21 protein-coding genes are annotated in these 23,867 nt (G+C 58.0%); 3 read left to right on the top strand and 18 right to left on the bottom strand.

The window, feature by feature from the left end:
* Positions 1-3 precede the first annotated feature (3 nt).
* Complete coding sequence (polA, locus tag ACP26L_RS08510; protein ID WP_426452088.1) at positions 4-2,715, bottom strand: DNA polymerase I; 2,712 nt, start codon at positions 2,713-2,715, stop codon at positions 4-6.
* A gap of 194 nt (positions 2,716-2,909) precedes the next feature.
* Between polA and ACP26L_RS08505 the strand changes: the two genes are divergently transcribed.
* A complete protein-coding gene (locus ACP26L_RS08505) occupies positions 2,910-3,659 on the top strand; it encodes an HAD family hydrolase (protein ID WP_426452087.1) in 750 nt (249 codons plus the stop codon).
* A 133-nt stretch (positions 3,660-3,792) separates the two neighbouring features.
* Here the strand turns inward: ACP26L_RS08505 and phoU are convergent, their stop codons facing one another.
* The 5 genes from phoU to ACP26L_RS08480 all read right to left on the bottom strand — a co-directional run bounded on the left by phoU (position 3,793) and on the right by ACP26L_RS08480 (position 8,246).
* The gene (phoU, locus tag ACP26L_RS08500; RefSeq protein WP_426452086.1) at positions 3,793-4,452 is read right to left on the bottom strand and encodes a phosphate signaling complex protein PhoU; all 660 of its coding nucleotides are present in this window, start codon (positions 4,450-4,452) and stop codon (positions 3,793-3,795) included.
* A 34-nt stretch (positions 4,453-4,486) separates the two neighbouring features.
* Complete coding sequence (gene pstB / locus ACP26L_RS08495; protein ID WP_426452085.1) at positions 4,487-5,260, bottom strand: phosphate ABC transporter ATP-binding protein PstB; 774 nt, start codon at positions 5,258-5,260, stop codon at positions 4,487-4,489.
* A 2-nt stretch (positions 5,261-5,262) separates the two neighbouring features.
* Positions 5,263-6,120 carry a phosphate ABC transporter permease PstA gene (pstA, locus tag ACP26L_RS08490; RefSeq protein ID WP_426452084.1) on the bottom strand — a complete coding sequence of 286 codons (858 nt, stop codon included), beginning with the start codon at positions 6,118-6,120 and terminating at the stop codon, positions 5,263-5,265.
* On the bottom strand, positions 6,117-7,055 hold the full coding sequence (gene pstC / locus ACP26L_RS08485; RefSeq protein WP_426452083.1) for a phosphate ABC transporter permease subunit PstC: 939 nt from the start codon (positions 7,053-7,055) through the stop codon (positions 6,117-6,119). The genes pstA and pstC overlap by 4 nt, the downstream gene beginning before the upstream one ends.
* 264 nt (positions 7,056-7,319) lie before the next feature.
* Positions 7,320-8,246: a phosphate ABC transporter substrate-binding protein gene (locus ACP26L_RS08480; RefSeq protein WP_426452082.1), complete on the bottom strand. Its 927-nt coding sequence runs from the start codon at positions 8,244-8,246 to the stop codon at positions 7,320-7,322.
* A gap of 235 nt (positions 8,247-8,481) precedes the next feature.
* On the opposite strand from ACP26L_RS08480, the gene ACP26L_RS08475 reads away from it, so the two are divergent.
* On the top strand, positions 8,482-8,778 hold the full coding sequence (locus tag ACP26L_RS08475; protein WP_426452081.1) for a hypothetical protein: 297 nt from the start codon (positions 8,482-8,484) through the stop codon (positions 8,776-8,778).
* Here ACP26L_RS08475 and ACP26L_RS08470 read toward each other — a convergent pair.
* The 6 genes from ACP26L_RS08470 to ACP26L_RS08445 form a co-directional block, all read right to left on the bottom strand.
* Entirely contained in the window at positions 8,775-9,857 is a 1,083-nt protein-coding gene (locus tag ACP26L_RS08470) for a Gfo/Idh/MocA family protein (protein ID WP_426452080.1), read from the bottom strand. The genes ACP26L_RS08475 and ACP26L_RS08470 overlap by 4 nt on opposite strands.
* A 229-nt stretch (positions 9,858-10,086) precedes the next feature.
* Positions 10,087-11,082 (bottom strand): Gfo/Idh/MocA family protein, encoded by a 996-nt coding sequence (locus ACP26L_RS08465; protein WP_426452079.1) that lies wholly within the window; start codon positions 11,080-11,082, stop codon positions 10,087-10,089.
* Between the two features lie 111 nt (positions 11,083-11,193).
* Entirely contained in the window at positions 11,194-11,916 is a 723-nt protein-coding gene (locus tag ACP26L_RS08460; RefSeq protein ID WP_426452078.1) for a response regulator transcription factor, read from the bottom strand.
* A 123-nt stretch (positions 11,917-12,039) separates the two neighbouring features.
* Positions 12,040-13,842 (bottom strand): two-component system histidine kinase PnpS, encoded by a 1,803-nt coding sequence (gene pnpS, locus ACP26L_RS08455; RefSeq protein ID WP_426452077.1) that lies wholly within the window; start codon positions 13,840-13,842, stop codon positions 12,040-12,042.
* Positions 13,843-13,938: 96 nt separating this feature from the next.
* A complete protein-coding gene (locus tag ACP26L_RS08450; RefSeq protein WP_426452076.1) occupies positions 13,939-14,919 on the bottom strand; it encodes a bile acid:sodium symporter family protein in 981 nt (326 codons plus the stop codon).
* A 12-nt stretch (positions 14,920-14,931) separates the two neighbouring features.
* Positions 14,932-16,470 (bottom strand): fumarate hydratase, encoded by a 1,539-nt coding sequence (locus ACP26L_RS08445; protein ID WP_426452075.1) that lies wholly within the window; start codon positions 16,468-16,470, stop codon positions 14,932-14,934.
* A gap of 242 nt (positions 16,471-16,712) precedes the next feature.
* Here ACP26L_RS08445 and yfbR point away from each other — a divergent pair, with 242 nt between their 5' ends.
* Positions 16,713-17,297 carry a 5'-deoxynucleotidase gene (yfbR, locus tag ACP26L_RS08440; protein WP_426452074.1) on the top strand — a complete coding sequence of 195 codons (585 nt, stop codon included), beginning with the start codon at positions 16,713-16,715 and terminating at the stop codon, positions 17,295-17,297.
* A gap of 245 nt (positions 17,298-17,542) precedes the next feature.
* Here the strand turns inward: yfbR and ACP26L_RS08435 are convergent, their stop codons facing one another.
* The 6 genes from ACP26L_RS08435 to ACP26L_RS08410 all read right to left on the bottom strand — a co-directional run bounded on the left by ACP26L_RS08435 (position 17,543) and on the right by ACP26L_RS08410 (position 23,829).
* Positions 17,543-17,971: a hypothetical protein gene (locus ACP26L_RS08435; RefSeq protein ID WP_426452073.1), complete on the bottom strand. Its 429-nt coding sequence runs from the start codon at positions 17,969-17,971 to the stop codon at positions 17,543-17,545.
* A gap of 398 nt (positions 17,972-18,369) precedes the next feature.
* Positions 18,370-19,167, bottom strand: coding sequence for an alpha/beta fold hydrolase (locus ACP26L_RS08430; RefSeq protein WP_426452072.1), 798 nt, complete (start codon positions 19,165-19,167; stop codon positions 18,370-18,372).
* A gap of 209 nt (positions 19,168-19,376) precedes the next feature.
* The gene (gene mdh, locus ACP26L_RS08425; protein WP_426452071.1) at positions 19,377-20,321 is read right to left on the bottom strand and encodes a malate dehydrogenase; all 945 of its coding nucleotides are present in this window, start codon (positions 20,319-20,321) and stop codon (positions 19,377-19,379) included.
* A 554-nt stretch (positions 20,322-20,875) separates the two neighbouring features.
* Positions 20,876-22,171 carry an NADP-dependent isocitrate dehydrogenase gene (gene icd / locus ACP26L_RS08420; RefSeq protein ID WP_426452070.1) on the bottom strand — a complete coding sequence of 432 codons (1,296 nt, stop codon included), beginning with the start codon at positions 22,169-22,171 and terminating at the stop codon, positions 20,876-20,878.
* Positions 22,172-22,422: 251 nt separating this feature from the next.
* On the bottom strand, positions 22,423-23,535 hold the full coding sequence (gene citZ / locus ACP26L_RS08415) for a citrate synthase (RefSeq protein ID WP_426452069.1): 1,113 nt from the start codon (positions 23,533-23,535) through the stop codon (positions 22,423-22,425).
* A gap of 72 nt (positions 23,536-23,607) precedes the next feature.
* A complete protein-coding gene (locus ACP26L_RS08410) occupies positions 23,608-23,829 on the bottom strand; it encodes a hypothetical protein (protein ID WP_426452068.1) in 222 nt (73 codons plus the stop codon).
* Positions 23,830-23,867 lie beyond the last annotated feature (38 nt).

Raw genomic sequence — 23,867 nt, 5'->3', positions numbered from 1 at the left:
CCGTTATTTCGCCTCGTACCAGTTCTCTCCGGAGTCCACATCCACCTTCAGCGGCACGTCGAGCTTCAGGGCGTTCTCCATCACTTCGGCGACCATGCTCTTCATGGTCTCGAGCTCCTCCTCCGGCACTTCAAGCACCAGTTCGTCATGCACCTGAAGCAGCAGTCGGCTCTTGACCCCTTCGCGTTCCATGCGTTCTTCGAGCTGGACCATTGCCAGCTTGATGATATCCGCGGCCGTTCCCTGGATCGGCGTATTCATCGCCGTACGCTCCGCGAAGGAGCGGAGGTTGAAGTTCGACGCCTTGATCTCCGGCAGATACCTGCGCCGCTGGAGCAGCGTCGTCACGTACCCGTCCTCGCGGGCTTTTTTCACGATGTCATCCATATATTTGCGAACCCCGCCGAACACGGCAAAATACTGCTCGATGAACTTCGCCGCGTCCTTCCGGGTAATGTTCAGGTTCTGGGACAAGCCGTAGTCGCTAATACCGTAGACGATCCCGAAGTTCACCGCCTTGGCCTGGCGGCGCATGTTGGCATCCACCGCGTCCTCGGACACGCCGAAGACGTCCATGGCCGTCTTCGTGTGCACGTCCATGTCCTCGCGGAACGCCTCCATCAGGCCCTCATCCTGCGAGATGTGAGCCAGCACGCGAAGCTCGATCTGGGAGTAGTCCGCCGTCAGAATGCGCCAGCCCGGCTGGGAAGGCACGAACACCTTGCGGATCTTGCGGCCTTCCTCGAGCCGGATCGGGATATTCTGCAGATTCGGATACTGGGAGCTGAGGCGCCCTGTCGCCGCGATCGTTTGGCGGTAATACGTATGCACCTTGCCCGTATCCTGTCGTACCTCTTTGAGCAGCCCTTCGATGTAAGTCGACTGAAGCTTGGCCAGCGTACGGTAGTTCAGGATATGGCCGACGACCGGATGATACGGCTCCAGCTTCTCGAGCACCTCCGCATCAGTCGAATACCCGGTCTTCGTCTTCTTGACCACCGGCAGCTGCAGCTTCTCGAAAAGCACCTCGCCGAGCTGCTTCGGCGAGTTTAGATTGAATTCCATCCCCGCCGAATCGTAGATGGCCGCCATAATGCTCTCCAGCCGTCCGGTGAGCTCGGCCCCGTAGGCCTTGAGCTCCTCGACATCGACCTTAATGCCCTTGCGTTCCATATTCGCGAGCACCGTAGCGAGCGGCAGCTCCAGCTCATGGAACAGCTTCTGCATCTCACTCTTCTCGAGTTCCTCCTGCAGTTTGGCCGTCAGGCGGTACACCGCCGCGGCCTTGTCGCACAGGAAATCGCTGACGGCTCCGTCACTCGGCAGCTTGAACTTGGCTCCCTTGCCGAAGACATCCTCATCGCTCTTCAGCGCCGGCATGCCGTAGCGGGACGTCAGACCGCTCAGGGTCAGCGTCGACTCCGTCGGGTCGAGCAGATACCCGGCGAGCAGCACGTCGAAGCTCACGCCGCGCAGCTCTACGCCCTGCCAGGACAAGGCCACCGATGCCTTGTGGACATCGTAGACCGAGACGGACTTGTCCTCCGACTCGAGCCAGGCTATTACATCCGCGGCGGCAGCGTCCTTCAGGAAAGAGAACGGCACATAGTAAGCCGCCGGGGCAGCTTCCGCTTCTGAAGCTGCCTCGCCCTCAGCCAGGAAAGCCGCGCCGAGCACCTCGCCCACGTGGGGATTCTCCCCGATGACCTCGACATGCAGCGCCTTCACGCGGGGCAGTGCTTCAACAAGCGACTTCACGTTGTCCGGTCCCACGAGGACCGAATCCACCGCTACCGCCTCCTGCGCGCCTTCACCTTCCGCCGCAAGCCCGGCACCAGACAAGCCGAGCCGTTCGATGATCTGCTTGAACTCCAGCTTCCGGAGCATCTCCGCCAAGGCATCCTCGTCATACCCGCTGTAAGCCAGCTCGTCCCACGTCATCTCGAGCGGCACCTCGCGGTAAATCGTCGCGAGCTCCTTGCTCATCTTCGCATCCTCGACATGCCCGGCCACCTTCTCGCCCAGCTTTCCTTTAATGGAGGAAGCGTTCTCGAGCACATGCTCAAGCGAGCCGTATTCATGAAGCAGCTTCAGCGCCGTCTTCTCCCCTACCCCCGGGATCCCCGGAATGTTGTCGGAGGCGTCGCCCATGAGACCCTTAAGATCGATAATCTGCAGCGGCTTCAGGCCGTACTTCTCCCCGATATAAGCTGGATCATGCAGCTCCACCTCGGATATTCCTTTGCGGGAGAGAGCGATTGAAACCCGGTCGGAGGCCAGCTGCAGCATATCCTTATCCCCCGTAACGACGAGGACGTCCATATCGTTCTTCTCATCGGCGATGCGGGTCAGCGTCCCGATGATATCGTCCGCTTCGTAGCCCTCCAGCTGGAACTGCTGGATCCCGAAACTCTGCAGCAGCTCCTTCAGCACAGGGAACTGCTCGGAGAGCTCGCCCGGGGTTTTCTCCCGTCCGCCCTTATAATCGGCATAATTGCTATGTCGGAACGTCGCCTTCCCCGCGTCGAACGCCACGAGGAAATGCGTCGGTTTCTCTTCTTGGATGAGCCTCAGCAGCATCTGCGTAAAACCCAGGATCGCATTGGTATGCAGTCCCTTCGAATTGCTAAGCAGCGGCAGCGCAAAGAACGCGCGGTACGCTATGTTGTTGCCGTCGACCAGCACCAATTTGGACAAAAGAAGCACCCCATTCATCAAACTCTGCTCCTTACATGATAGCATAGGACGGCGCAATAAAAAAACATCGCGGATCGTGCGGCTCCGTGGGGTGACTGCGGTTTACGCCGCATAAACATAGGAAAAAGACTTCCCCGCGGAGCTTCGGGAGAGGCCCTGCTGGGAAGGAGGAACGAAGTCGCTTCCGGGCAAGCGAAGATCGGAGGGACTCCATGAAAGAAGCAGCGCGCATGAACGGCAAGATTGCCGTATGCTTCGACGTCAACCAAACGCTCGTGCAGCAGGGACTGAGCTTCGAACAAAGCTTCCGGGGGGTATGGCAGGACTATACCGCCCGGTGGCTGCAGGAACAAACGCCCAGCGAGGAGGCCTTGTGGGCGGAATATATCGTCCGGTGGCAGCAGCGCAAGAAAGCGCGGACCACCTTCAAGCAGCTTGACGAACTGCAGCAGCAGTGTCTGCGGGAGGCGCTGCTGCAGCTCGGCGTCCCCGTCTCCGCCGGACTCGCCCGCAGCTTCATGGAAGAGCTGCGGCGCCAGCAGGTCGGGGCGAAGACGCTCATGCCCCGCACCCCTGAAGTTCTCGAGAAGCTGTCGCAGAGCCACCGGCTTGCGATTATCTCGAACAGTCCGCGCAGCGAGGTGCTGCTGATGCTCCGGCGCTTCAGCCTCGCCCGCTATTTCCCCGAGGAGCGGATCTTCACCGCGGCGAGGCCCGCCGAGAAGAAGCCGGCCCCCGCCTTGTTCCGCCAAGCGCTCCAGGCGCTGGGTGCTTCCCCCCGACAAGCTGTAATGGTCGGCAACTCCTGGAAGCATGATGTCTGCGGGGCCGTCAAAGCCGGCATGGATGCCGTCTGGCTGAACGCCGGGGTCCAGTCGCGGACCATTGCCGAGCAGCGGCTGAGCAAGCGCCGGGTAGTGCTGATCCGGGAGCTCGGCCAACTCTCCGAGTTGTTCCCTTAAGCCTTGACCGACTGACGGACGTCGTCAGACGGGCATACAACGCCCAAAAGCCTGCAGAGCTCCGTAGAGCTGCTGCAGGCTTTGGTTTGAGTCAGGTTAGGGCAAGGCTCGGGCCCCGTCCGGAAGGATTCTGTCAGACATTCAGATCCTTGCGCTTGCCGGTCACCATGAAGATAACGCCTTCCCCGATGTTCGTCGAGTGGTCGGCCACCCGCTCGAGGAAGTGCGCGGCAAGCATGAGCTGCGACAGCTGGCGGTTGCGCGTCAGGTCATCACCCATCAGGGCGATCACGTCGTTGACCACCGTGCCGTACAGCTTGTCGATCTCGTCATCCTTCTCGGCGAGAGAGGCTGCCCGGTGAACGTTGCGCTCGGTGTAGGCGATGAGGCTCTCCCGGAGCATCGCCTGGGTCATCTGAGCCATCCGCGGGATATCCTCAAGCGGCTTGACCAGCTCCTGGCCGTTCAGCCGGATCGTGATCTTGGCGATATCCACGGCATGGTCCGCAATCCGCTCGAGGTCCGTGGCGATTTTCAGCGCCATGGAGATCACCCGCAGGTCGCTGGCCATCGGCTGCTGCAGGGCAATCAGCCGCATCGAGTCTTCTTCAATCCTTGCCGTCATTTCGTCGATCGCATCATCCTGCTTGATCGTCTGAATCGCCAGATTCTCATCGAGCTTCGACAGCGATTCCACCGCCTGATGAATCAGATGTTCCACTTGAATCCCCATCGTGAGTAGATCCTGCTGCAGGTTTTCTAAGGATTGGTGGAAATTCACCCGGTTATCCACTAGCAACGCTCCTTTGTTTCAATGGATTCTTTGTTTAGCCAAACCGTCCCGTGATGTAATCTTCCGTCCGCTGGTCCGAAGGAGTCGTGAAGATCTTATCCGTCTTGTCGGTCTCGACGAGAATCCCGTTCAGGAAGAAGGAAGTATAGTCGGAGATCCTCGCAGCCTGCTGCATGTTGTGCGTTACGATGATAATCGTATATTTCTCCTTGAGCTCCTGGGTCAGTTCTTCCACCTTCAGGGTTGAGATCGGATCGAGCGCCGAGGTCGGTTCGTCCATGAGGAGAACGTCCGGCTCCACCGCCAGCAGACGGGCGATGCACAGACGCTGCTGCTGGCCGCCGGAGAGGCCGAGTGCCGACTTGTGCAGACGATCCTTCACTTCGTCCCACAGCGCGGCCTGCTTCAGGCTGCGCTCAACGAGTCCGTCAAGCACGGATTTCTTCTTTATCCCATGGATGCGCGGTCCGTAAGCGATGTTGTCATAGATGCTCATCGGGAACGGGTTCGGACGCTGGAACACCATCCCTACCTTCTTGCGCAGGGATACGACATCGGTTTCCTCATCATAAATGTTCTGTCCGTCCACATAGATCTTGCCGGTAATCCGTACATTGTCGATGAGGTCGTTCATCCGGTTCAGCGTCCGAAGGAAGGTCGATTTGCCGCAGCCCGAAGGACCGATCAGGGCCTGGATGTTGTTCTTGCCGATCTCGAGCCCGATGTTCTGAAGGGCCTGATTATCGCCGTAATACAAATTCAACTGCTCTACCTTGATTTTATTCGAAGTCGCCGCTGCAACCGCCATAGTTATTTCCCTCCGGACAATTTTTTCTGTAAGATTCGGCTTGGTATTCCGATCAGCAGGTTAAAGGCAAGCACCACCACAAGAAGCAGCGCGGCGCTTCCTTGGGCAATCTGCTTCGCATCCGGCACGATCGCTTCGGACTGTACGTACCACAGGTGGGTGGCGAGTGTCTCCCCCATCGCCAGGGGATTGAAGTCCGGAAGAACGCGGGATACGGACAAGCCGGCCGTATAGATCAGGATGGCCGATTCACCGAGCGCACGGCCCGCCACCAGCGTAATCCCGGTAATCAGGCTCGGCATGGCGGAGGGGAGCAGCACCTTGCGGATCGCCTGCCAGCGGGTGGAGCCGAGGGCCAGCGAAGCTTCCCAGTACGATTCCGGTACGGACCGGATTGACTCCTCCGTCACCCGCACGAGCACCGGCAGGTTGAGCAGCGACAGCGTGGCCGCACCGCCGATGATCGAATACTTCAGGCCAAACCAGTTGACGAAGAGCAGGAAGCCGAAGAGGCCGAATACGATTGACGGGACGGAAGACAAGGCTTCGACCGAGACCCGGATGAAATCCGTAAACGCGCTCTTCTTGGCGTACACCGCGAGATAAATCCCCGCCCCGATCCCGATCGGAAGGGAGAACAGCAGCGACAGGAACAGAATATAGAACGAGTTGAATAATTGCGGTCCTACGCCGCCCCCCGCCTCAATCTCCGAAGGACGGCCCGTGATGAAATTCCAGCTCAGCATCGGCAGGCCGTCCCCCAGAATACGCACCAGGAACCAAGCCAGAATCCCGATGATCAGCACGCCCGAAGCCCAGAAGAATCCGGTAGCGATTCGGTCTGTAGTCTTGCTCGTCATTTCACTTCACTCCTCTTCGCTACAATGCGGATGACTAGAATCATGGCCAGCGAGATCAGCAGCAGCACCAGGGCCATCAGGAACAGCGCGTTATTCCACGTGCTGCCGTAGTTGGTGTTCCCCATATCCTTCACGATCGCGGTGGTAAGCACCGTGGCCGAGTCGAGCAGCGACTTCGGCATCTGCGGCGAGTTGCCGATGACCATGAACACGGCCATCGTCTCGCCGATGGCGCGGCCCATGCCCAGGATGATGCCTGTCAGGATACCTGGGCGTGCGGCCGGCAGGAGTACGCGCCAGATCGTCTGCCAGCGGGTGGCGCCGAGGGCCAGCGAAGCCTCCTCGAGCCGGCCGGGCAGTGAACGAAGCGAATCTTCAGAGATGGACAGGATCGTCGGCAGAATCATGATGGCCAGGATAATGGCCGCAGGGAGAATACCGTATCCGAAGCCTTCATTAAACTTGGCGAGGAACGGCACGATCACTGTCAGGCCGATAAAGCCGTATACGACAGACGGAATCCCTACGAAGAGATCGGTAGCCGCCCGGAGAATTTCACGGAGCCATTTCGGGGCGATCTTCGCGGAGAAGACGGCTCCCGACAGGGCCAGAGGCACGGAAAGCACGACGGAAAGGAAAGTGAGCAGAAGCGTACTGTACAGGAAAGAGAAAGCGCCGAATTTGTTATTGGACGGCGTCCAGTCGGTCGAGAAGAAGAATTCCAGCGGCGTCACGCCGGCGAAGGTTTTAACCCCCTGCCATCCTACGAAGAGCATGATCGAGAATATGATAACCGACACCAAAGTCGCGCTGCCTATGAACACGACCTTCATGAACCGGTCATTCCGGTTCTGAGCTTTGGTCCAACCGTTGTTGTGGTTGCCCCTCCGCTCCTTCTGCGTTCTTTCGGCTAACTGGTCGGCGAATGAATTCATTTGCCTGATACCCCCTGAGTTGGAATAGTTCAAGTCACGTTCGCACGTTCATCGTCTTTTCATATCATAGTGGACAAATGTAAGGACAAAACGTTAGAAATGTTAAGCTAATGTAAAAATTGCTTTTTTCGACTCCCTTTCGACAATTGATTCCACATTTCCCCAGGGCTATTTTCTGCCCCTCTTATCATGGATGACATTCATTTTCTTATTTAGCACAAAAAGACAGCAGGCAAACGCCGCTGTCTTTTTCTTCATACCATCTTATTTTTTGAGAAGGTCGGCCGGAAGGAATTTCAGCTCTTCGACCTTCTTGCTCTGGAATTCAGGGCTCATGATATAGTCAATGAACGCTTTCGTTGCACCGGTCGCTTCGCCTTTAGTGTACATGTGCTCAATGCCGTACAGCGGGTACTTGCCGCCTTTGATGTTATCTTTGCTGAATTCTACGCCTTCGAACTTGAGGGCTTTGATCGGATCTTTTACATATGGGGTATCAACATAGCCGATGGCGCCTGGAGTCTGTCCGACCGTCGTAGCCATTGCACCGCTGGATTCCTGGGTTACGCCGTCTTTCGTGAACTCTTGGCCGCCCAGAACAATCTTCTTCACGAGTGCGCGGGAGCCGGAGGAGTCTGGACGGTGTACGATCACGATGTTCTTGTCAGGACCGCCCACTTCTTTCCAATTCTTGATCTTGCCTGTGAAAATATCCGTAGCTTGGGCTTTCGTCAGGTTGTCGATCGTAACATCTTTGTTGACGATCAGGGCGAAAGGAGCAATCGCCACCACGTGGTCTACCAGACCTTTATCTTTATATTCATCGCCCGCTTCGATATCGGAGTTACCGATGTTCGACGTGCCGTCAGCCACGTCCTTCAGGCCTTTGCCAGAGCCGCCTGCCGTCGGGTTGATCGTTACTTTCGGGTTGTTCTTCATGAATTCGTCGGCAGCCGCTTTCACCAGCGGGAGCAGAGCGGAAGAGCCGGAGGCCGTTACCGTGCCTTCAATAGTTTCGGATTTGGCTGGCTGCGTGGTAGCAGCTCCTTTATCGGCTGGTGCCGCAGCGCCATTGTTTGGAGCAGGCGTTTGTGCCGTATCAGTCTTTTGACCACACGCTGCAAGGACCCCTACGGATAACACCATAATCATGGCTACGTTCAAACTTTTCTTCGACAGCTGCTTTAACATGTCAGCATGTCCTCCCTTTTTTTCTCGTTTATGTTTACTAGGTCATCTTACCAAGGCATTGTAAAGTTTGTACCCTCGCTAAGTTAACGCAATGTAAAACTTTGTCGTGTGAATGATTTACGCGCTTTTAACATAGTAGGGATCTTCACTTCATACTTTAGTCCTATACTTAACCCATATTCGCTGCGAATCCTGATGGCTTGCGGCGAAACTTATAGATGAACGATGTAGGAGGATGACTCATGCTGTACATGACCGGATGGAAGTGAGACAGCTGGCCGAGCAGAGCCGGGCTTCCTCACTGTCCGCCGGCACAATTGTGAGTTCTCTGCATTGGCGGAGCACGGATGTCGAGGCTTCTCTGCTGGAGATGCGCACATCCTTTGACAAGCAGCACCTGAAAATTCAGGACAGCCTGGCCGCTTTCAGCATCATCAGGGATTCGAGCGAGCCTGCTCCCCCAATTCAAAAAGGCTGTACCCCTATCCGCCAGGAAAAGGGTACAGCCTTCTTCATTACAGTCGCGATTTAGTCGAAATAAATCGCCTTGCCGGTCTTCGAAGACTCATAGATCGCCTCGAGGATCTCGGAAACGACGCACGCCTGCTCCGGCGTCACGACCGGCTCCGTATCGTTCTCGATCGCCTCCAGCCACAGCTTCGCTTCGAGGTCGGCCGGGTTGTCCTTGCTGCCTTCATAGAAGTCCACGCCGCGCCCGTCGAGCTCGATGTGGTTCGTGAACAGCTTGCTGTGCTTCTCCCCGTTGATGCGCAGCCCGTCTTCCATGTCCGCGCCGCCCTCGGTGCCGCACAGCGTTGTCTTGGCTTCGCCGGTCTTCACCAGGTTGATCGCCCAGCTCGACTCCAGCATAATCGTGGCGCCGTTCTGCATTGTGATCATGCCCACGGCCGAATCCTCCACCGTGAACTTGTCCGGGTCCCAGGAGCCCCAGGCATTCGCCGCGTCAGCCTTCTTCGAGAGCTTGTGGAATGCCGTGCCCAGCACCGCCTTCGGCTTGTAGTTGTCCATCATCCACAGCGTCAGGTCAAGCGCATGGGTCCCGATGTCGATGAGCGGGCCGCCGCCCTGCTTCTCCTCATCGAGGAATACGCCCCATGTCGGTACCGCGCGGCGGCGGATCGCATGGGCTTTGCCGTAGTAGATCTCCCCGAGCTCGCCGTCAGCGCATACGCGCTTCAGATACTGGCTGTCGGAGCGGAACCGGTTCTGGTAGCCGATCGTCAGCTTCTTGCCCGTCCGCTTCGCCGCTTCGACCATCCGGCGTGCGTCCGCAGCCGTCTTCGCCATCGGCTTCTCGCACATCACGTGCTTGCCCGATTCCAGAGCCAGGATCGAGATATCCGCATGGGAGTCATTCGGCGTACACACGTGGACGATATCCAGCGTCCCGTCCGACAGCAGCTCCCGGTAATCCGTATAGACTTTCGCGTCGGGGGTTCCGAACGCGTTCTTCGCTTCCTGAGCGCGCTCCTCCACGACATCACAGAACGCAACCATCTCGGCGTTCGGCTGATTCTTCAGAGCCGGCATATGCTTGCCGTTCGCGATGCCGCCGCATCCGATAATTCCGATTCGATACACCTTGGACATAAGTAAAAGCTCCTCCTTTGAATACCATCTATGTAATCGTCTTCGCTGCCGCTGTCTGCTGCTTGAGTTTTAGTATAGACAACAGCGGTTCAGAAAACTATGACAGATCTGGTGTTCCTTATATCCGATTTTGCCGTAGGGAGCCCCCTTCTCCGCAGGCCCGCCGGTGGTTCTACCGGCCATTCCGCAGCATGGATTCATACACTCCGCACTCCTAAGCGCGGACACGTTATCCAAGGGAAACCCGGCTTCCCGTCCGGGCCGCCTTCCGCAGGGCATCCATCGCCTTGGCTTGGCGCACGGCTTCTCCGCCCCCGTCCTCGTTTATTACCTCTCCGGCGCGCATGCGAAGCACCTCCTCCGCAAAAGCTTCCGCCTGCCGCCGGAAAGGCGTGACCCGGTCTGTCTCCCATACGTGCTCCTCTTCGCCGAAGCGGCACTCGATCCGCAGCGTCTGCGCATCCGGCTTGAAAGCGACGGACAGCCGTCCCTCTGTCCCGAGCAGCTCGAACGAAGAGCCGTGCGGCATGTCGAGGGCCGCGTCGAACTGGGCCGTCCGTCCTCCTGCGAAGTGCAGGGTGCCGCAGAAGCGCCGGTCTACCCCATGGCGCTCGTCGAGAGTCCATACGGCATCTGCCGCCTGAGGCTCCTCACCCGTGAAGCTCCTCGCCCAGTGGACGAGATAGCAGCCGATATCGTACAGCGCTCCTCCGCCCCAATCCCTGCTCCACCGCGTGCTGTCCTCGAACGCCCGGAAGGAGAAGTGGCCGCGGAACCGCACCCACTCTCCGACCGCACCGCTTTTCAAGCGCTGCCGGATCTCGCCGATCCCCGGGTAGAACGGCCAGATGAAGGCCTCCCGCACCCGGACTCCGCCTCGCTTTGCCGCTTCCACAATCGCCGCAGCCTCCGCAGCATTCAGGGCGAACGGCTTCTCGAGCAGCACATGCTTGCCCGCCTCACAGGCCTTGACGGCCCACTCCATATGCAGATGGTTGAGCAGGGCGATGTAGACGGCATCGATCTCCGGGTCCGCGAGCAGCTCCCCATAGGAATCATACGCTCTCGGCACGCCGTATTTCTCCGCAAGCGCCTGCCCCCTTCCCGGCTCCCGGCCGGCCGCCCCCAGCCACACGCCATTGGCGGACGAGAGAATGCCCTGCCCCGCCTTGTTCACGATCCAGCCTGTCCCCAGCACGCCCCAGCGAATCTTCTCCATGTTCATCGTTCCCTTCCTCGACAGATTTCCCGGGAAATTGCATCAGCACCGCACCCGGCACCCCGTTCCCGGACACAGCAAAAAGAGGCCTTCTTCAAGACCTCTCCAGCATTCGTTTCACTTCTTCAAAGCTCCCACGGATGTCACCAGCTTGTAGCCGACGCCTCGAATCGATTCGATCTGTACCGACTGCTGGTTCATCTCGAGCTTCTTGCGCAGGGAGCTCACGTGCACATCGACGGTCCGCTGGCCGCCGATGTAATCGAAGCCCCATACGATATTCATGAGATCGTCCCGCGTCACGACGACACCGGGGCGCTGCACGAGATAGAGCAGCACCTCGAACTCCTTCGGCCGAAGCGGAATCGATTCTCCGCCGAGCAGTACCTCGTACTTCTCGGGGTATATGTACAGGTCTCCGGCAGAGATGACCTTCTCTCCCGTGCCTGCTTTCTCCTGCGTTCCGTCTTCGGCCATCGTACGTCTCAGTACAGCCGATACCCGCGCCAGCAGCTCGGCAACGCCGAACGGCTTCGTGATGTAATCGTCCGCACCGTATTTCAGCCCCTGAACGACCTCTTCCTCGGCATTGCGTGCGGTAAGAATGATGACCGGCGTCTTGTTCCCCTTCTGGCGAAGTTTGGACAGAATCTCGAAGCCGTTCATGCCAGGCAGCATGATGTCCAGAATAATCAGGTCAAAATACTGCTGCAGCGCCGCCTGCAGTCCGTCACTTCCGTGATCGACCACCTTCGTCTCATAGCCTTCCTGAGTCAGGTTGTACGACAGCAGCCGGGCGAGCGTTGGCTCATCCTCAATAACAAGTATTTTTTGCGGCATGGGAATCCCCCAAAACATAAGTTCATTTCCTACCTAAAGCTTAACACAGCCCGCTGGCCTTGACAATTTATTTACATTCCATGGGAATCGTGCTTGAAAATAATATAAGACTGCACCGCAAGATTAGTTGTGAATGAGCGGCATCTCGATAATGAACTTCGTTCCGACGCCGACCTCGCTCTCCACGCGGATCGTACCCTTATGCAGCTCGACCAGATGCTTCACGATAGAGAGGCCGAGGCCCGTGCCGCCTGAGCTTCTCGAACGTGCTTTGTCCACCCGGTAGAAGCGTTCGAAGATCCGGGGCAGATCCTTCTTCGGAATCCCGATCCCCGTATCCGCGATGGTGAAGCGGACCCTGTCGAGCTCGGTCACTTCCCTGCCGCTGACGAGCTGCTCCACCTTCAGGCGCACCTTGCCGCCTTCAGGCGTATAGCTGATGCCATTGGACAGCAGGTTGATCAGAATCTGGCGCAGGCGGTCCTCATCCGCTTCCATATAGAAGTCGCCGTCCACGTTCAGCTCCAGCTCGATCCCTTTCTTCTTCGCTTCCGCATTCATCACATGCACGCAGTTGCCGACGAAGGTATCGAGGTGCACCGGCGAGAACTGCAGCGGGATCCGCTTCGATTCGATCTTCGAGAGCTCGAGGATATCCCCGATGAGCCGGTTGAGGCGCTCACTCTCGTCGAAGATGATCTGCAGGAACGACCGCGCCGTCTCCTTATCGTTGAGCGCACCGGCCAGCAGTGTCTCGGCGAAGCCCTTGACCGCTGCGATCGGTGTCTTGAGCTCGTGAGATACGTTCGCGACGAACTCGCTGCGCATCCGCTCCAGACGCCGGACCGCGGTAATGTCATGCAGCACGATCAGCAGGCCCTCCCACTCCCCGCCTGCTTCCGCAATCGGGTTCAGGTTGATCTCCAGAATCCGTTCCTTCGGATAGTAGAAAATCACCTCGTCGCGGATATGATCCCGCACGTCGATGCACTCCTGGATGAGCTGCGTGAACTCGTACTGCTGCTTCGCCTGGTTGAACGACTTGCCGAGCAGCTCCTTGGCCGAGAAGCCGAGGATCTCTTCGGCCGAGCGGTTCAGCAGCGCGATCTTGCCGTCCCGGTCGATCATGATCACACCGCTCGTCATGCTCTCCAGCACGCTCTTCAGCCGGTTCTCGTCCTCGGATATCCGGTTCATCTGCAGCTCCAGCGAATCCGCCATCCGGTTGATCGCATGGCCGAGCTGGCCGATCTCATCGCGCTTGTTGACCTGCACGCGGTACTTGTAGTTCATATCCGTGATCTGCCGGGCCACGCTCGTAATCAGCTCGATCGGGCGCGTCACGCTGTAAGCGACACGGTAAGAGATCAGACCGGCGATGACGAAGACGGCCAGCAGCATGGTGGTGAGTACGAACCAGACCTGGCGGATCGAGCCCTCGACCTCCTCCAGGCTCATCGCCATCCGGAGATAGCCCGTCACATTCTCTCCTTCAAGCAGAGGCAGGGCCACATACAGCATGTTGCGCTGGTCTGTGGATGAGTAACGGATCGAGCTGCCGGACGCTTTGCTCAGCTGCGCTTCGTGGATCTCTTCCCGCTCCATATGATTCTCCATCAGCGCCGGATCATGGTCGGAATCCCCCAGCACCTTGCCGTCGCTGCGGATAAAGGTCAGCCGGGCGTCCGCCGAAGCCCTGAGCATGGCCGCCCTATCGGAGTAATAGCGGAACAGCTCGGCCTCATTGCCGCTCAGCCGCCAATCGGTTGTCGCTTTGATGACGCTAAGCTCCCGCTCCATACTGGCCGTCAGCGACTCGATATACGACTGCTGCAGCATGCGGGCCATGAAGATTCCTGCGGTCAGCACCGAGGAACCGATCAGGATGATAAAGATCAGGGTCAGACGTGCACGAAACTTTTTCATAACAAGAGTGTTCCCTCCAGAAGTTCAGCCGGCTGTACGTTCTCCCCCTGGGGGAATCACGGTAGTGCGCAGACGTTTTACTCTCAATCGTAAGGGTCAGGACGGTGTGGCGCCAGTTATTTTTTTGTAAAGGCGGGATTGCTCATACAGCTTCATGCACAATCGGTTGACCGAAGCCATCGGCTGCTGGATCAGAATCGAGAGAACGACCGGCACCGCGGTCAGCGGTTCGAAGTAAGCCAGCGCCAGCACCAGACCGAGCGAAATGTTGCGCATGCCGGATGAATAGGTGACCGAGATGATGATGTCGGTCTTCCGCAGCCACAGCGAGCCGAAGAAGCCGAGCGCATAGGAGACGGCCACCAGGAGAAACACGAGGGGCACGACGGTCAGCATATCCCGCTTCATCTCCATCACATAAGGCTGGATGACCGCTGCATTGATCATCACCACGATGACCATCGCCAGCTTGGAGGTCGGGCCGCAGACGGGCGCCGACCAGCCCTTGAACCGCCCCTTGGACAGCTCGTTGACCAGCACGCCGAGGATCGTCGGCACCACTATGATCTGTACCAGGTCGAGCATCACCTTCGTATGGTCGAACGCAATCGATGTCCCGAAGAAGGCTTCGATCGCCGCCGGAATGACCAGCGGGCTCAGGGCCGAGTCGATCACGATCATGGCGAGCGTCAGAGGAACGTGCCCCTTCGACAGCCCGACCCAGATGACGGACGACACACCCAGCGGGATGATCGAGAACATGACGAAGCCGACGACATAGGGTGAGCTCTCCCCGAAGGCGGCCGTGCCGATGAGGTAACCGAGCACCGGAGCAAGCACATGGCACAGCACGAAGGTCAGAAGCATCGGCACCGGCATCCGGAATGCCTCACGGATCTGCCTCCAGGAGCAGCCGGTCGCCATCACGAAGGTGAGATAGCCGAACAGGTAGGGCACCAGCGCCGCCGATCCGTTAAAGCTTTGGGATAAAAGAAACCCGAGTATCAGGGATACCGGGACAATGAGGGATAAATATTTTTCTATAACGGCGTTTAGCCGCAGACCTGTCTCTCTCATGGAAGACCGGCCTTACGAGAAGACCGGTTCTTTGAACTGGGCCAGCTTCTCACGGGACTCCTGCTCCACGTCGGCATGCAGCGAGTTGCCGTGGGAATCCATCGTGACGATCGCGGCGAACCCTTCGGTCTGCAGGTGCCACATCGCTTCCGGGATACCGAATTCCATGAAGTCCACGCCTTCCACCTTCTTGAAGCATTGGGCATAGTACTGCGCCGCCCCGCCGATCGCATTGAGGTACACGGCTCCATGCTCCTGCAGCGCCTTCAGCGTCTTCGCGCCCATGCCGCCCTTGCCGATGACCGCGCGGATGCCGAACTTCTTGATGATGTCGCCTTGGTAAGGCTCCTCACGGATGGACGTCGTCGGACCGGCCGCCTTCACGACCCAGCCGCCCTGCTCGTCCTTCGCCATGACCGGTCCGCAGTGGTAGATCACCGCACCGTTCAGGTCGATCGGGGAGTCGTGGTCCATCAGGTGCTTGTGCAGCGCGTCACGGCCCGTGTGCATCGGTCCGTTGATGATGACCACGTCGCCCACCTTCAGCTGGCGGATCTGCTCTTCGGACACCGGCGTCTGCAGCACGACTTCACGGCGTTCGCCTGCGGAGGCTGCTGCAGCTGCAGGCTCGTCCTTCTGCATAGGCACCGTCTCGCCCTTCGTGTACACCCACTCCGTAATCTCGCCGCTGTTCGCGTCGATAAGCACGCCCTGACGGCGGAACGCCCAGCAGTTGTACGCCACGGAGACGAAGAAGGACGCCGGCAGACGGTTCATGACGCCGACTTTACAGCCAAGCAGGCTCACCTGTCCGCCGAAGCCCATCGTCCCGATGCCGAGCTTGTTCGCATTCTCCATCACGTACTCCTCGAGCTTGCGCAGCTCCGGATGCGGATTCACATCGTCCGCCGCACGGAACAGCTGATGCTTCGCGAGCTCGTAGCCGGTTGTCCGGTCTCCGCCGATGCCCACGCCGATGAAGCCCGCGCTGCAGCCCTGGCCCTGTGCCTGGTATACCGCATGCAGGATGCACTTGCGGATGCCGTCAAGATCGCGGCCCGCTTTGCCCAGCCCTTCGAGCTCGGTCGGCAGGCTGTACTGGATGTTCTTGTTCTCGCAGCCGCCGCCCTTCAGGATGAGCTTCGCTTCGATCTCCTCCCGTTCCCACTGCTCGAAGTGGATGACCGGCGTACCCGGTCCGATGTTGTCCCCGCTGTTCGCTCCGGTCAGGGAATCGACGGAGTTCGTACGCAGCTTGCTGTCCTTGGTCGCCTGGGCCACGGCGGCGATGATCGCTTTCTTCATCTCGATCTGGTTCGCGCCCACCGGACAGTGCACGATGAACGTCGGCATCCCTGTATCCTGGCAGATCGGCGATACATTGCATTCCGCCATCTGGATGTTATCGGCAATCGTGGAGAGCGACAGCGCCGAACGCGTGCCTGCATCCTCCTGCTCACGGGCAGCTTGAATCGCCTGACGGACGTCGGCCGGCAGGTTCGTGCTCGTTTCGACAATCAGTTTATACATACTCTCTTGAAAGTGCTGCATGGATCAGGAAACCCCTTTCGGTCGGTCGTATAATATGTATTGAAATGAGTCCAAATGCATATTTCCATCATACCATATTCCGGCGCCCCGGGGCATACCTTTTACGCTGTACGATTTTGGAGCGGGCAAAGCCGGCGGGAATCATGTATAATGCGGTAGGTACAAAGCTGCGCGGATACGTCCATGGCGGATCCTCTGGCCCGGTCTGCTGCAGCGAAACAGATGAGATGGGATGATTTCAAATGGAAAGCCACTTTTTTGCCTACCTCTACCGCCTGCGGTTTATCGAACGGTGGAGCCTCATGCGCAATACGATGAAAGAAAACGTAGCCGAGCACTCCTTCCACGTGTCACTGCTGACGCATGTCCTGTGCACGATCGCCAATGAAGTCTACGGCCGCCAGGTTCCGACGGACCGCATCGTGTCGATGGCGCTGTTCCACGACAGCACGGAGGTGTTCACCGGCGATATTCCGACCCCGGTCAAGCACCACAATCCGAAGATCCTGAGCAATTTCCGTGAGATCGAGCATCTGGCCGCCGAGCGCCTGCTTGACATGGTGCCTGAGCCGCTGCGCCGGGTGTATGAGCCGCTCATCGATCCCAAGAAGACCACGGAAGATGCCGAGCTCAAAAAATACATCAAAGCCGCCGACTCCCTCGACGCCTATCTCAAATGCGTGACCGAGCTGTCCGCCGGCAACCGCGAATTCGCCGTGGCCAAGAAGCAGATCGAGGATACACTGCAGGAGATGGCTATGCCGGAGGTCGACTATTTCCTGAAGCATCTGGCACCGAGCCTGGAGAAAACATTAGACGAGCTGTAAGCTTCCGCCGGGAATTCCCCGGCTTTTTGGCGTTTGGGCGCGGATGCGCGGCTGCTCTGTGCTGCTCCGTGCGGCTCTGTACTGCTCTGTACTGCGCTGTGCTGTGCTGTGAGCTGCTTCTTTGTGCCGACCCATAGGCATAGGCGCCGCGTTGTTCGTGTATAAGCAAAGAGGCCGGCTGCTTGGGCCGGCCCCTTCAAGGAAACGATTGACTTGCTTCATGCCGTTCGATACGGCATCCCCACTTACGCGAAAACGTTCGGGAAGAGCATCAGCGTAATGACCAGGAAATACAGAATGCCGGCCACCGAGCTCAGCGTGCGGATCGCACCGATCTGCGCTTTGATGGAGCTGCCGCTCGCATCGCTGAGCGCTTTGCGCATTTTGCCGCCGAGGATCCCGCTTACGGCCCCGATCGCCAGCAGCAGCACAATCGCCAGAATCCACCAAATGGCCGGGTATCCGCCTTTGCCCACCAGGTATCCGCCCGAGATGAAGGCGATGATCAGCGCCAGCTGGCCGGCCCGGTTCAGCGAGAACAATACGGACAGGAAGCCGTGCTGCGCGCTGCCGTTCGGAAGCGCTTCTACACGTGCGGCCAGGAACGGGAGCGCGAGATAGAAGCCCATGAGGGCTGCCCCCAGTACATGAAGATACAAGAACACTTGTGACATCGTGATTCGAATCCTCCCTTGTCTACCTTCCAATCTCAATCTACCGCGCACTGCGAAATAGAGAACAAGCTAAGTATACCGGAGCGAGAGCCCCTTAAGCAACCGGGAAGGGCGTGCCGCAGGCAGAGTTGTGACGGGTCCGTGAAGCGGGCCCTCGCGCCGTACATGCCGTTGTATCACCTATGGACGAATAAGCCCATCCTTAGCCGTTTCAAAGAACATCAATCACGAATCCATCTAACGAAGCAGCCCCCCGCTATTTGGCGTATCGCAGACAGACTTTTGTGCGCCGCACACGGATTACCATGAAAAAAAGTACATAACTGCTTCCGCATGGGATCCAGGAAGCTTCGACGCGCTGCTTCAGCATCCGTCCCCCCCATCGGTGCGCATACCCATCAAGGCGATTGACTTCGCAGCGGCTCCCAGTTCTTCAGCGCATCGACGGTCCGCTCCCACTCTTCCTCCGGGGGAATCGCGGCTTCACCATCCCCGCGCTGCGGCCCGTAGCTCCCGAAGCCGGCATGATTGCCTCCCTCGATGGAGAGATAGGCGGCACTGCCAGGCACATGAGCCCTGCCCGCTTCCATCCTCTCCCGGTTCAGCACGCCGTCTTTCGTCCCTGCGAGGGACAGCACCGGCAGCCCGGTGTCTCTCAGGCTACCGCCCTCATCCGCATAGGCAGCCAAAAAGAACACCCCCCGCAGCCGGTCCGGGTGAGCCGCGGCGAACCGGGCGGCCATCGACCCGCCAAGCGAGTGGCCTCCGATGACAAAGTCCCCCTGCGGCTCCCGCTGCAGCAGCTCCTCCGCTAGGTCCTGCCCGAACACCGCCAGGTTCAGCGGCATCCGGGCGATATACACCGTACAGCCTTCCCCCGCGAGCCGGGAAGCCAGCGGTGCATAGCTCTCCGGCTGCACCAGCCCGCCCGGGTAGAAAATCACGCTCGGAAGCGGCTTAGCCGCAGCGCTCCCTTCCGTGCTCCGCGGCTGGAAACGCAGCCAATGCGCCTCCTCCGTCACTTCCACCCCGGAGCTGCCCCTCATCGCGCTGCGGGCCGCTTCGTCCGCCTCATACGGACGAAGATAAACAAAGCCTGCCGCGGCCAAGCCGAGCAGCGCCAGAATCATCCACGAGGCGGCAAGACGCCACACGGATCGCTTCGCTCTTGCCCTGGATAATGATCTGGGTTCCATGTCGATCACAGCCTCCCCTTCCGCTTCATCCTCTGCCTGCGTCTTATATCCCCTATGGGTCAGCCCATCCACTCTCCTAGTCTTTATACCCCTCCTGCCTTCCGCCTGCATCACGCCTTCCGGTCATCCTCAGGTTTCACCTACCGCATGTCAACAAAAAAACCAGCCTCCGGCATGAGGCCGAAGACTGGTTGCGGGATGGTAACGGATTAGCCTCCGGTTACCACTTGGATGACATTGCGTACGGATTCAGCCGACTTGTCCAGAGCGGCTTTCTCTTCCGGCAGCAGCTCGAGCTCAAACACCTTCTCGATACCAGCGCCGCCGAGCAGCGTAGGAACGCCCATGAACAGGTTGTCATAGCCGTACTCACCTTGGAGCAGAGCGATCGCAGGAAGAATGCGCTTCTTGTCCTTCAGGATCGCCTCCGTCATTTGAACGAGCGATGCAGCCGGAGCATAGTAGGCGGAGCCGTTGCCGAGCAGGTTTACGATCTCGCCGCCGCCGGTACGCGTACGCTTCACAATCGCGTCGATGCGGTCAGCCGGGATCAGCTTCTCGATCGGAATCCCGCCTACGTTGGAGTAGCGGACAAGCGGAACCATGTCGTCGCCGTGGCCGCCGAGCACGAAGCCCCGCACGTCCTCTACCGAGACATTCAGCTCCTGCGCGATGAAGGTACAGTAGCGGGCCGTGTCCAGCACACCGGATTGGCCGATCACGCGGTTCTTCGGAAAGCCCAGCGTTTCGAAGGCCACGTAAGTCATCGCGTCCACCGGATTGGAGAGGATGATGACGATCGACTGCGGAGACGTTCTCTTGATGTTCTCGCACACGGACTTCACGATGCCCGCGTTCGTGTTCACCAGGTCATCCCGGCTCATGCCCGGCTTACGTGCAATCCCGGCAGTGATGATCACGATATCGGAATTGGCGGAGTCGTCATAAGAAGACGTACCGGTGATGTTAGCGTCAAAGCCCTGAACCGGAGACGCCTCCAGCATATCGAGCGCCTTACCCTTGGTAGGATTCTCGAGCTGCGGAATGTCTAGGAGCACCACGTCACCGAGTTCTTTTTGTGCAAGCATCAAAGCTGTCGTTGCGCCTGTAAAGCCCGCGCCCACAACCGTAATCTTCTTACGCTGGATAGCCATCAGAATTACCTCCTACATGAATGTATTGGTTAGTTCTTTGCTTTCCAGGCCGGCGAAGCCGCCTGCTTATTCTCGCTCTTCCAATTCGGCCGAAGCCGCCCGCTGTCTCGTATTGCCGCTTGTTCGCTCTTCCCAGGTCGGCGAAGCCGCCTGCTGTTTCCGCTCTTGCCAGGTCGGCGAAGCCGCCTGCTTGTTTCCGCTTTTGCCAGAGTGTGCCCGAGGGGGAGCCGCTTTGCGCCAGCAAAGTCGCTTCCCCCTCACACATGCCCTGCGCCGCATGAAAGCGTGTCCCCGGCGTGCTTGGCGTCAGCTCAAGCCGCCCGGGGACGGACGCGATCCACGCTCCCCCATCCCATCGAAGCAGCCCGCACGCGTGAAAGCGTGTCTCGCCCCCCGCCTGCAGCCGGAAGGCTGCTGACGGGGGGCGAGACGGACGCGTTCCCTGCACCACCACTATCATGGGAGCGACACTGCCTCGCGTATAGACAGCCGTTCGTGGTCCAGGGGGCGAAACCCCTGGGGCCTCCCTCTAGAGGGAGGTTTGGAGGGTGGATTTAGAAATTAGCAATAATCTGATCAGCGAACGCGGAGCACTTCACTTCGGTTGCGCCTTCCATCAGACGGGCAAAGTCATAAGTAACGGTTTTGTTGTTGATCGCCGTTTCCATGCCTTTGTAGATCAGGTCAGCCGCTTCCAGCCAGCCGAGGTGCTCAAGAAGCATTACGCCGGACAGGATCACGGAACCCGGGTTAACAACGTCCAGACCTGCATACTTAGGAGCCGTACCATGCGTAGCTTCGAAGATCGCGTGGCCGGTAACATAGTTGATGTTGGCGCCCGGTGCGATACCGATCCCGCCGACTTGAGCAGCCAGAGCGTCGGACAGGTAGTCCCCGTTCAGGTTCAGCGTAGCGATAACGTCGAAGTCGGTTGGGCGAGTCAGAACCTGCTGCAGCGCGATGTCGGCGATAGCATCTTTTACGATGATTTTGCCTTCGGCTTCAGCTGCTTTTTGAGCTGCGTTCGCAGCGTCTGCGCCCGACTCTTCTTTGATGCGGTCGTATTGAGCCCAAGTGAAGGTCTTGTCGCTGAACTCTTCCTCGGCAAGCTCGTAACCCCAGTTTTTGAAGGCACCTTCTGTGAACTTCATGATGTTGCCTTTGTGTACGAGAGTAACGGATTTGCGATTGTGCTCGATTGCATATTCGATCGCCGCGCGAACCAGACGCTTCGAACCTTCGGAGGAAACAGGCTTCACGCCGATACCCGAAGTTTCTGGGAAGCGGATTTTCTTAACACCCATTTCGTTCTGGAGGAACGTGAGCACTTTCTTGACTTCTTCGGAGCCAGCAGCCCACTCGATGCCGGCATAGATGTCTTCTGTATTCTCACGGAAGATAACCATGTCCACAAGCTCAGGACGCTTAACAGGGGAAGGTACGCCTTTGAAGTAGCGAACCGGACGGGAGCAGACATACAGGTCCAGCTCTTGACGGAGCGCAACGTTCAGGGAACGGATCCCGCCGCCGATTGGCGTGGTCAGAGGACCTTTGATCGCAACGATGTATTCGCGGATCGCCGTCAGCGTGTCAGCCGGCAGCCAGTTGTTGAATTTGTTGAAGGCTTTCTCGCCGGCAAATACTTCGTACCATGCGATTTTCTTCTCTCCGTTATATGCTTTCTCTACCGCTGCATCCAGCACGCGCTTGGAAGCCGCCCAGATATCCGGACCTGTGCCGTCGCCTTCGATGAAAGGAATGATCGGGTTGTTCGGTACGTTGAGCTTGCCGTTCGTAATAGTGATGCGCTCGCCCTCAGTCGGCTGTGCATATTGTTCGAATTGAGCCATGATTGGTAGTGCCTCCTCATGTATTATGGAGCCAGTTTTCACTGACCCTCGGAATATTATAACAAAGCTTCTGGGAAGTGTGGAGCTTTAAGTACGGATCGTTCGGCCGATGACCCTTATGTAAACGAGATTCCGCCGGCCTTCTCACCTCAAAAAGATACGGGAGCTGCGGCGCCGGTCCGTTTCTCTTCCAGGGAAAAGATGACCGGGGATCCTGCAGCAGCCCGCTCTTAAGCTGCCTTATAATCCGATTAGCGCTGCTCGATCGGAATGAAAGCTTGGTGGGATGGACCTGTGTATTCCGCACGAGGACGGATCAGACGGTTGTTCTCATACTGCTCGAGAATGTGTGCTGTCCAGCCGGACGTACGGGAGATCGCGAAGATCGGAGTGAACAGGTCACGCGGGATTTCAAGGGAGGTATAGACGGATGCGGAGTAGAAGTCCACATTCGGCTTCAGGCCCTTCTGGCCGGTTACGAGTTCTTCGATCTGGATCGACATGTCATACCAGTTCATGTTGTTCGTAATTTTACCGAGCTCCTCGGACATCTTCATGAGATGCTTCGCACGCGGGTCGCCGTTCTTGTAGACACGGTGGCCGAAGCCCATGATCTTCTCTTTGTTCGCCAGCTTCTCGTTGATGTAAGCCGTTACGTTGGACGCTGTGCCGATTTCTTCGAGCATCGCCATCACCGCTTCGTTCGCTCCGCCATGCAGAGGGCCTTTGAGAGCGCCGATTGCGGACGTTACGCCGGAGTAGATATCGGACAGCGTTGCAACAGTAACGCGTGCCGCGAAGGTGGAAGCGTTCAGTTCATGGTCGGCATGGAGCACGAGCGCTTTATCCAGTGCTTCGATTGCGATCTTCTCCGGATTTTTGCCGGTCAGCATGTAAAGGAAGTTCTCCGCGATGGATACACCGGATTTAGGCGCAATCGGTTCCTGGCCTTGACGAATGCGGGCAAAAGCAGCCACGATCGTAGGCAGCTGAGCCTGCAGCTTAATCGCTTTGCGGAGATTCGATTCAGGAGTCATATCGTTAGCTTCCGCATCATACAGCGCCAGGGAGGAAACGGCGGTGCGAAGGGCTGCCATCGTATTCACGTCTTTAGGGAACAGCTTGATTCCATCGAGCACTTCAGCCGGCACAGCCGCGCTGCTGCTCAGATCTTGGATCAGTTGGTTCAGCTCGGAGCGATTAGGCAGTTTACCATACCAGAGCAAATATACGACTTCTTCGAATGTCGCGTTCTCGGCAAGGTCGTCAATGTTGATGCCACGATACGTGAGCACACCGTCAATGATCGAGCTGATGGAGGACGTTGTCGCTACGATTCCTTCCAAACCTTTGGTGGCGGTCAAGTTAATCTCTCCTTTGGCGTTCAATTTCACATATGTCTACTATAAAGGATTTACCAACCGATGTGAACAAATTTAGACATAAAAGTTCATTATCAGCACGATAGGAAAAGTTTTTATCAAACGTCTAGTGGATACTTTTCCTGCGGTACGTCCACTGAATGTTCCTCCGGAAACCTCGATCTCAGTACCTAATGGAAAACCTTTTAACAAATTAAAGCAGAAGGTTTTCCTGCGGCATGCCGCCCCTTTAATAAACTTTTCTTTGAAGGTACCAAGCAAAGCTTTATCCGTCATTCGGAGCCCATTCGCCTTATTTCTTTCACATTTACTTC

The sequence above is a fragment of the Paenibacillus sp. S-38 genome, from assembly GCF_049942825.1.
Lineage (GTDB): Bacteria > Bacillota > Bacilli > Paenibacillales > NBRC-103111 > Paenibacillus_G.
The sequence above is the reverse complement of the archived record's forward strand: the minus strand, read 5'-3'. Positions and strand labels throughout refer to the sequence as shown.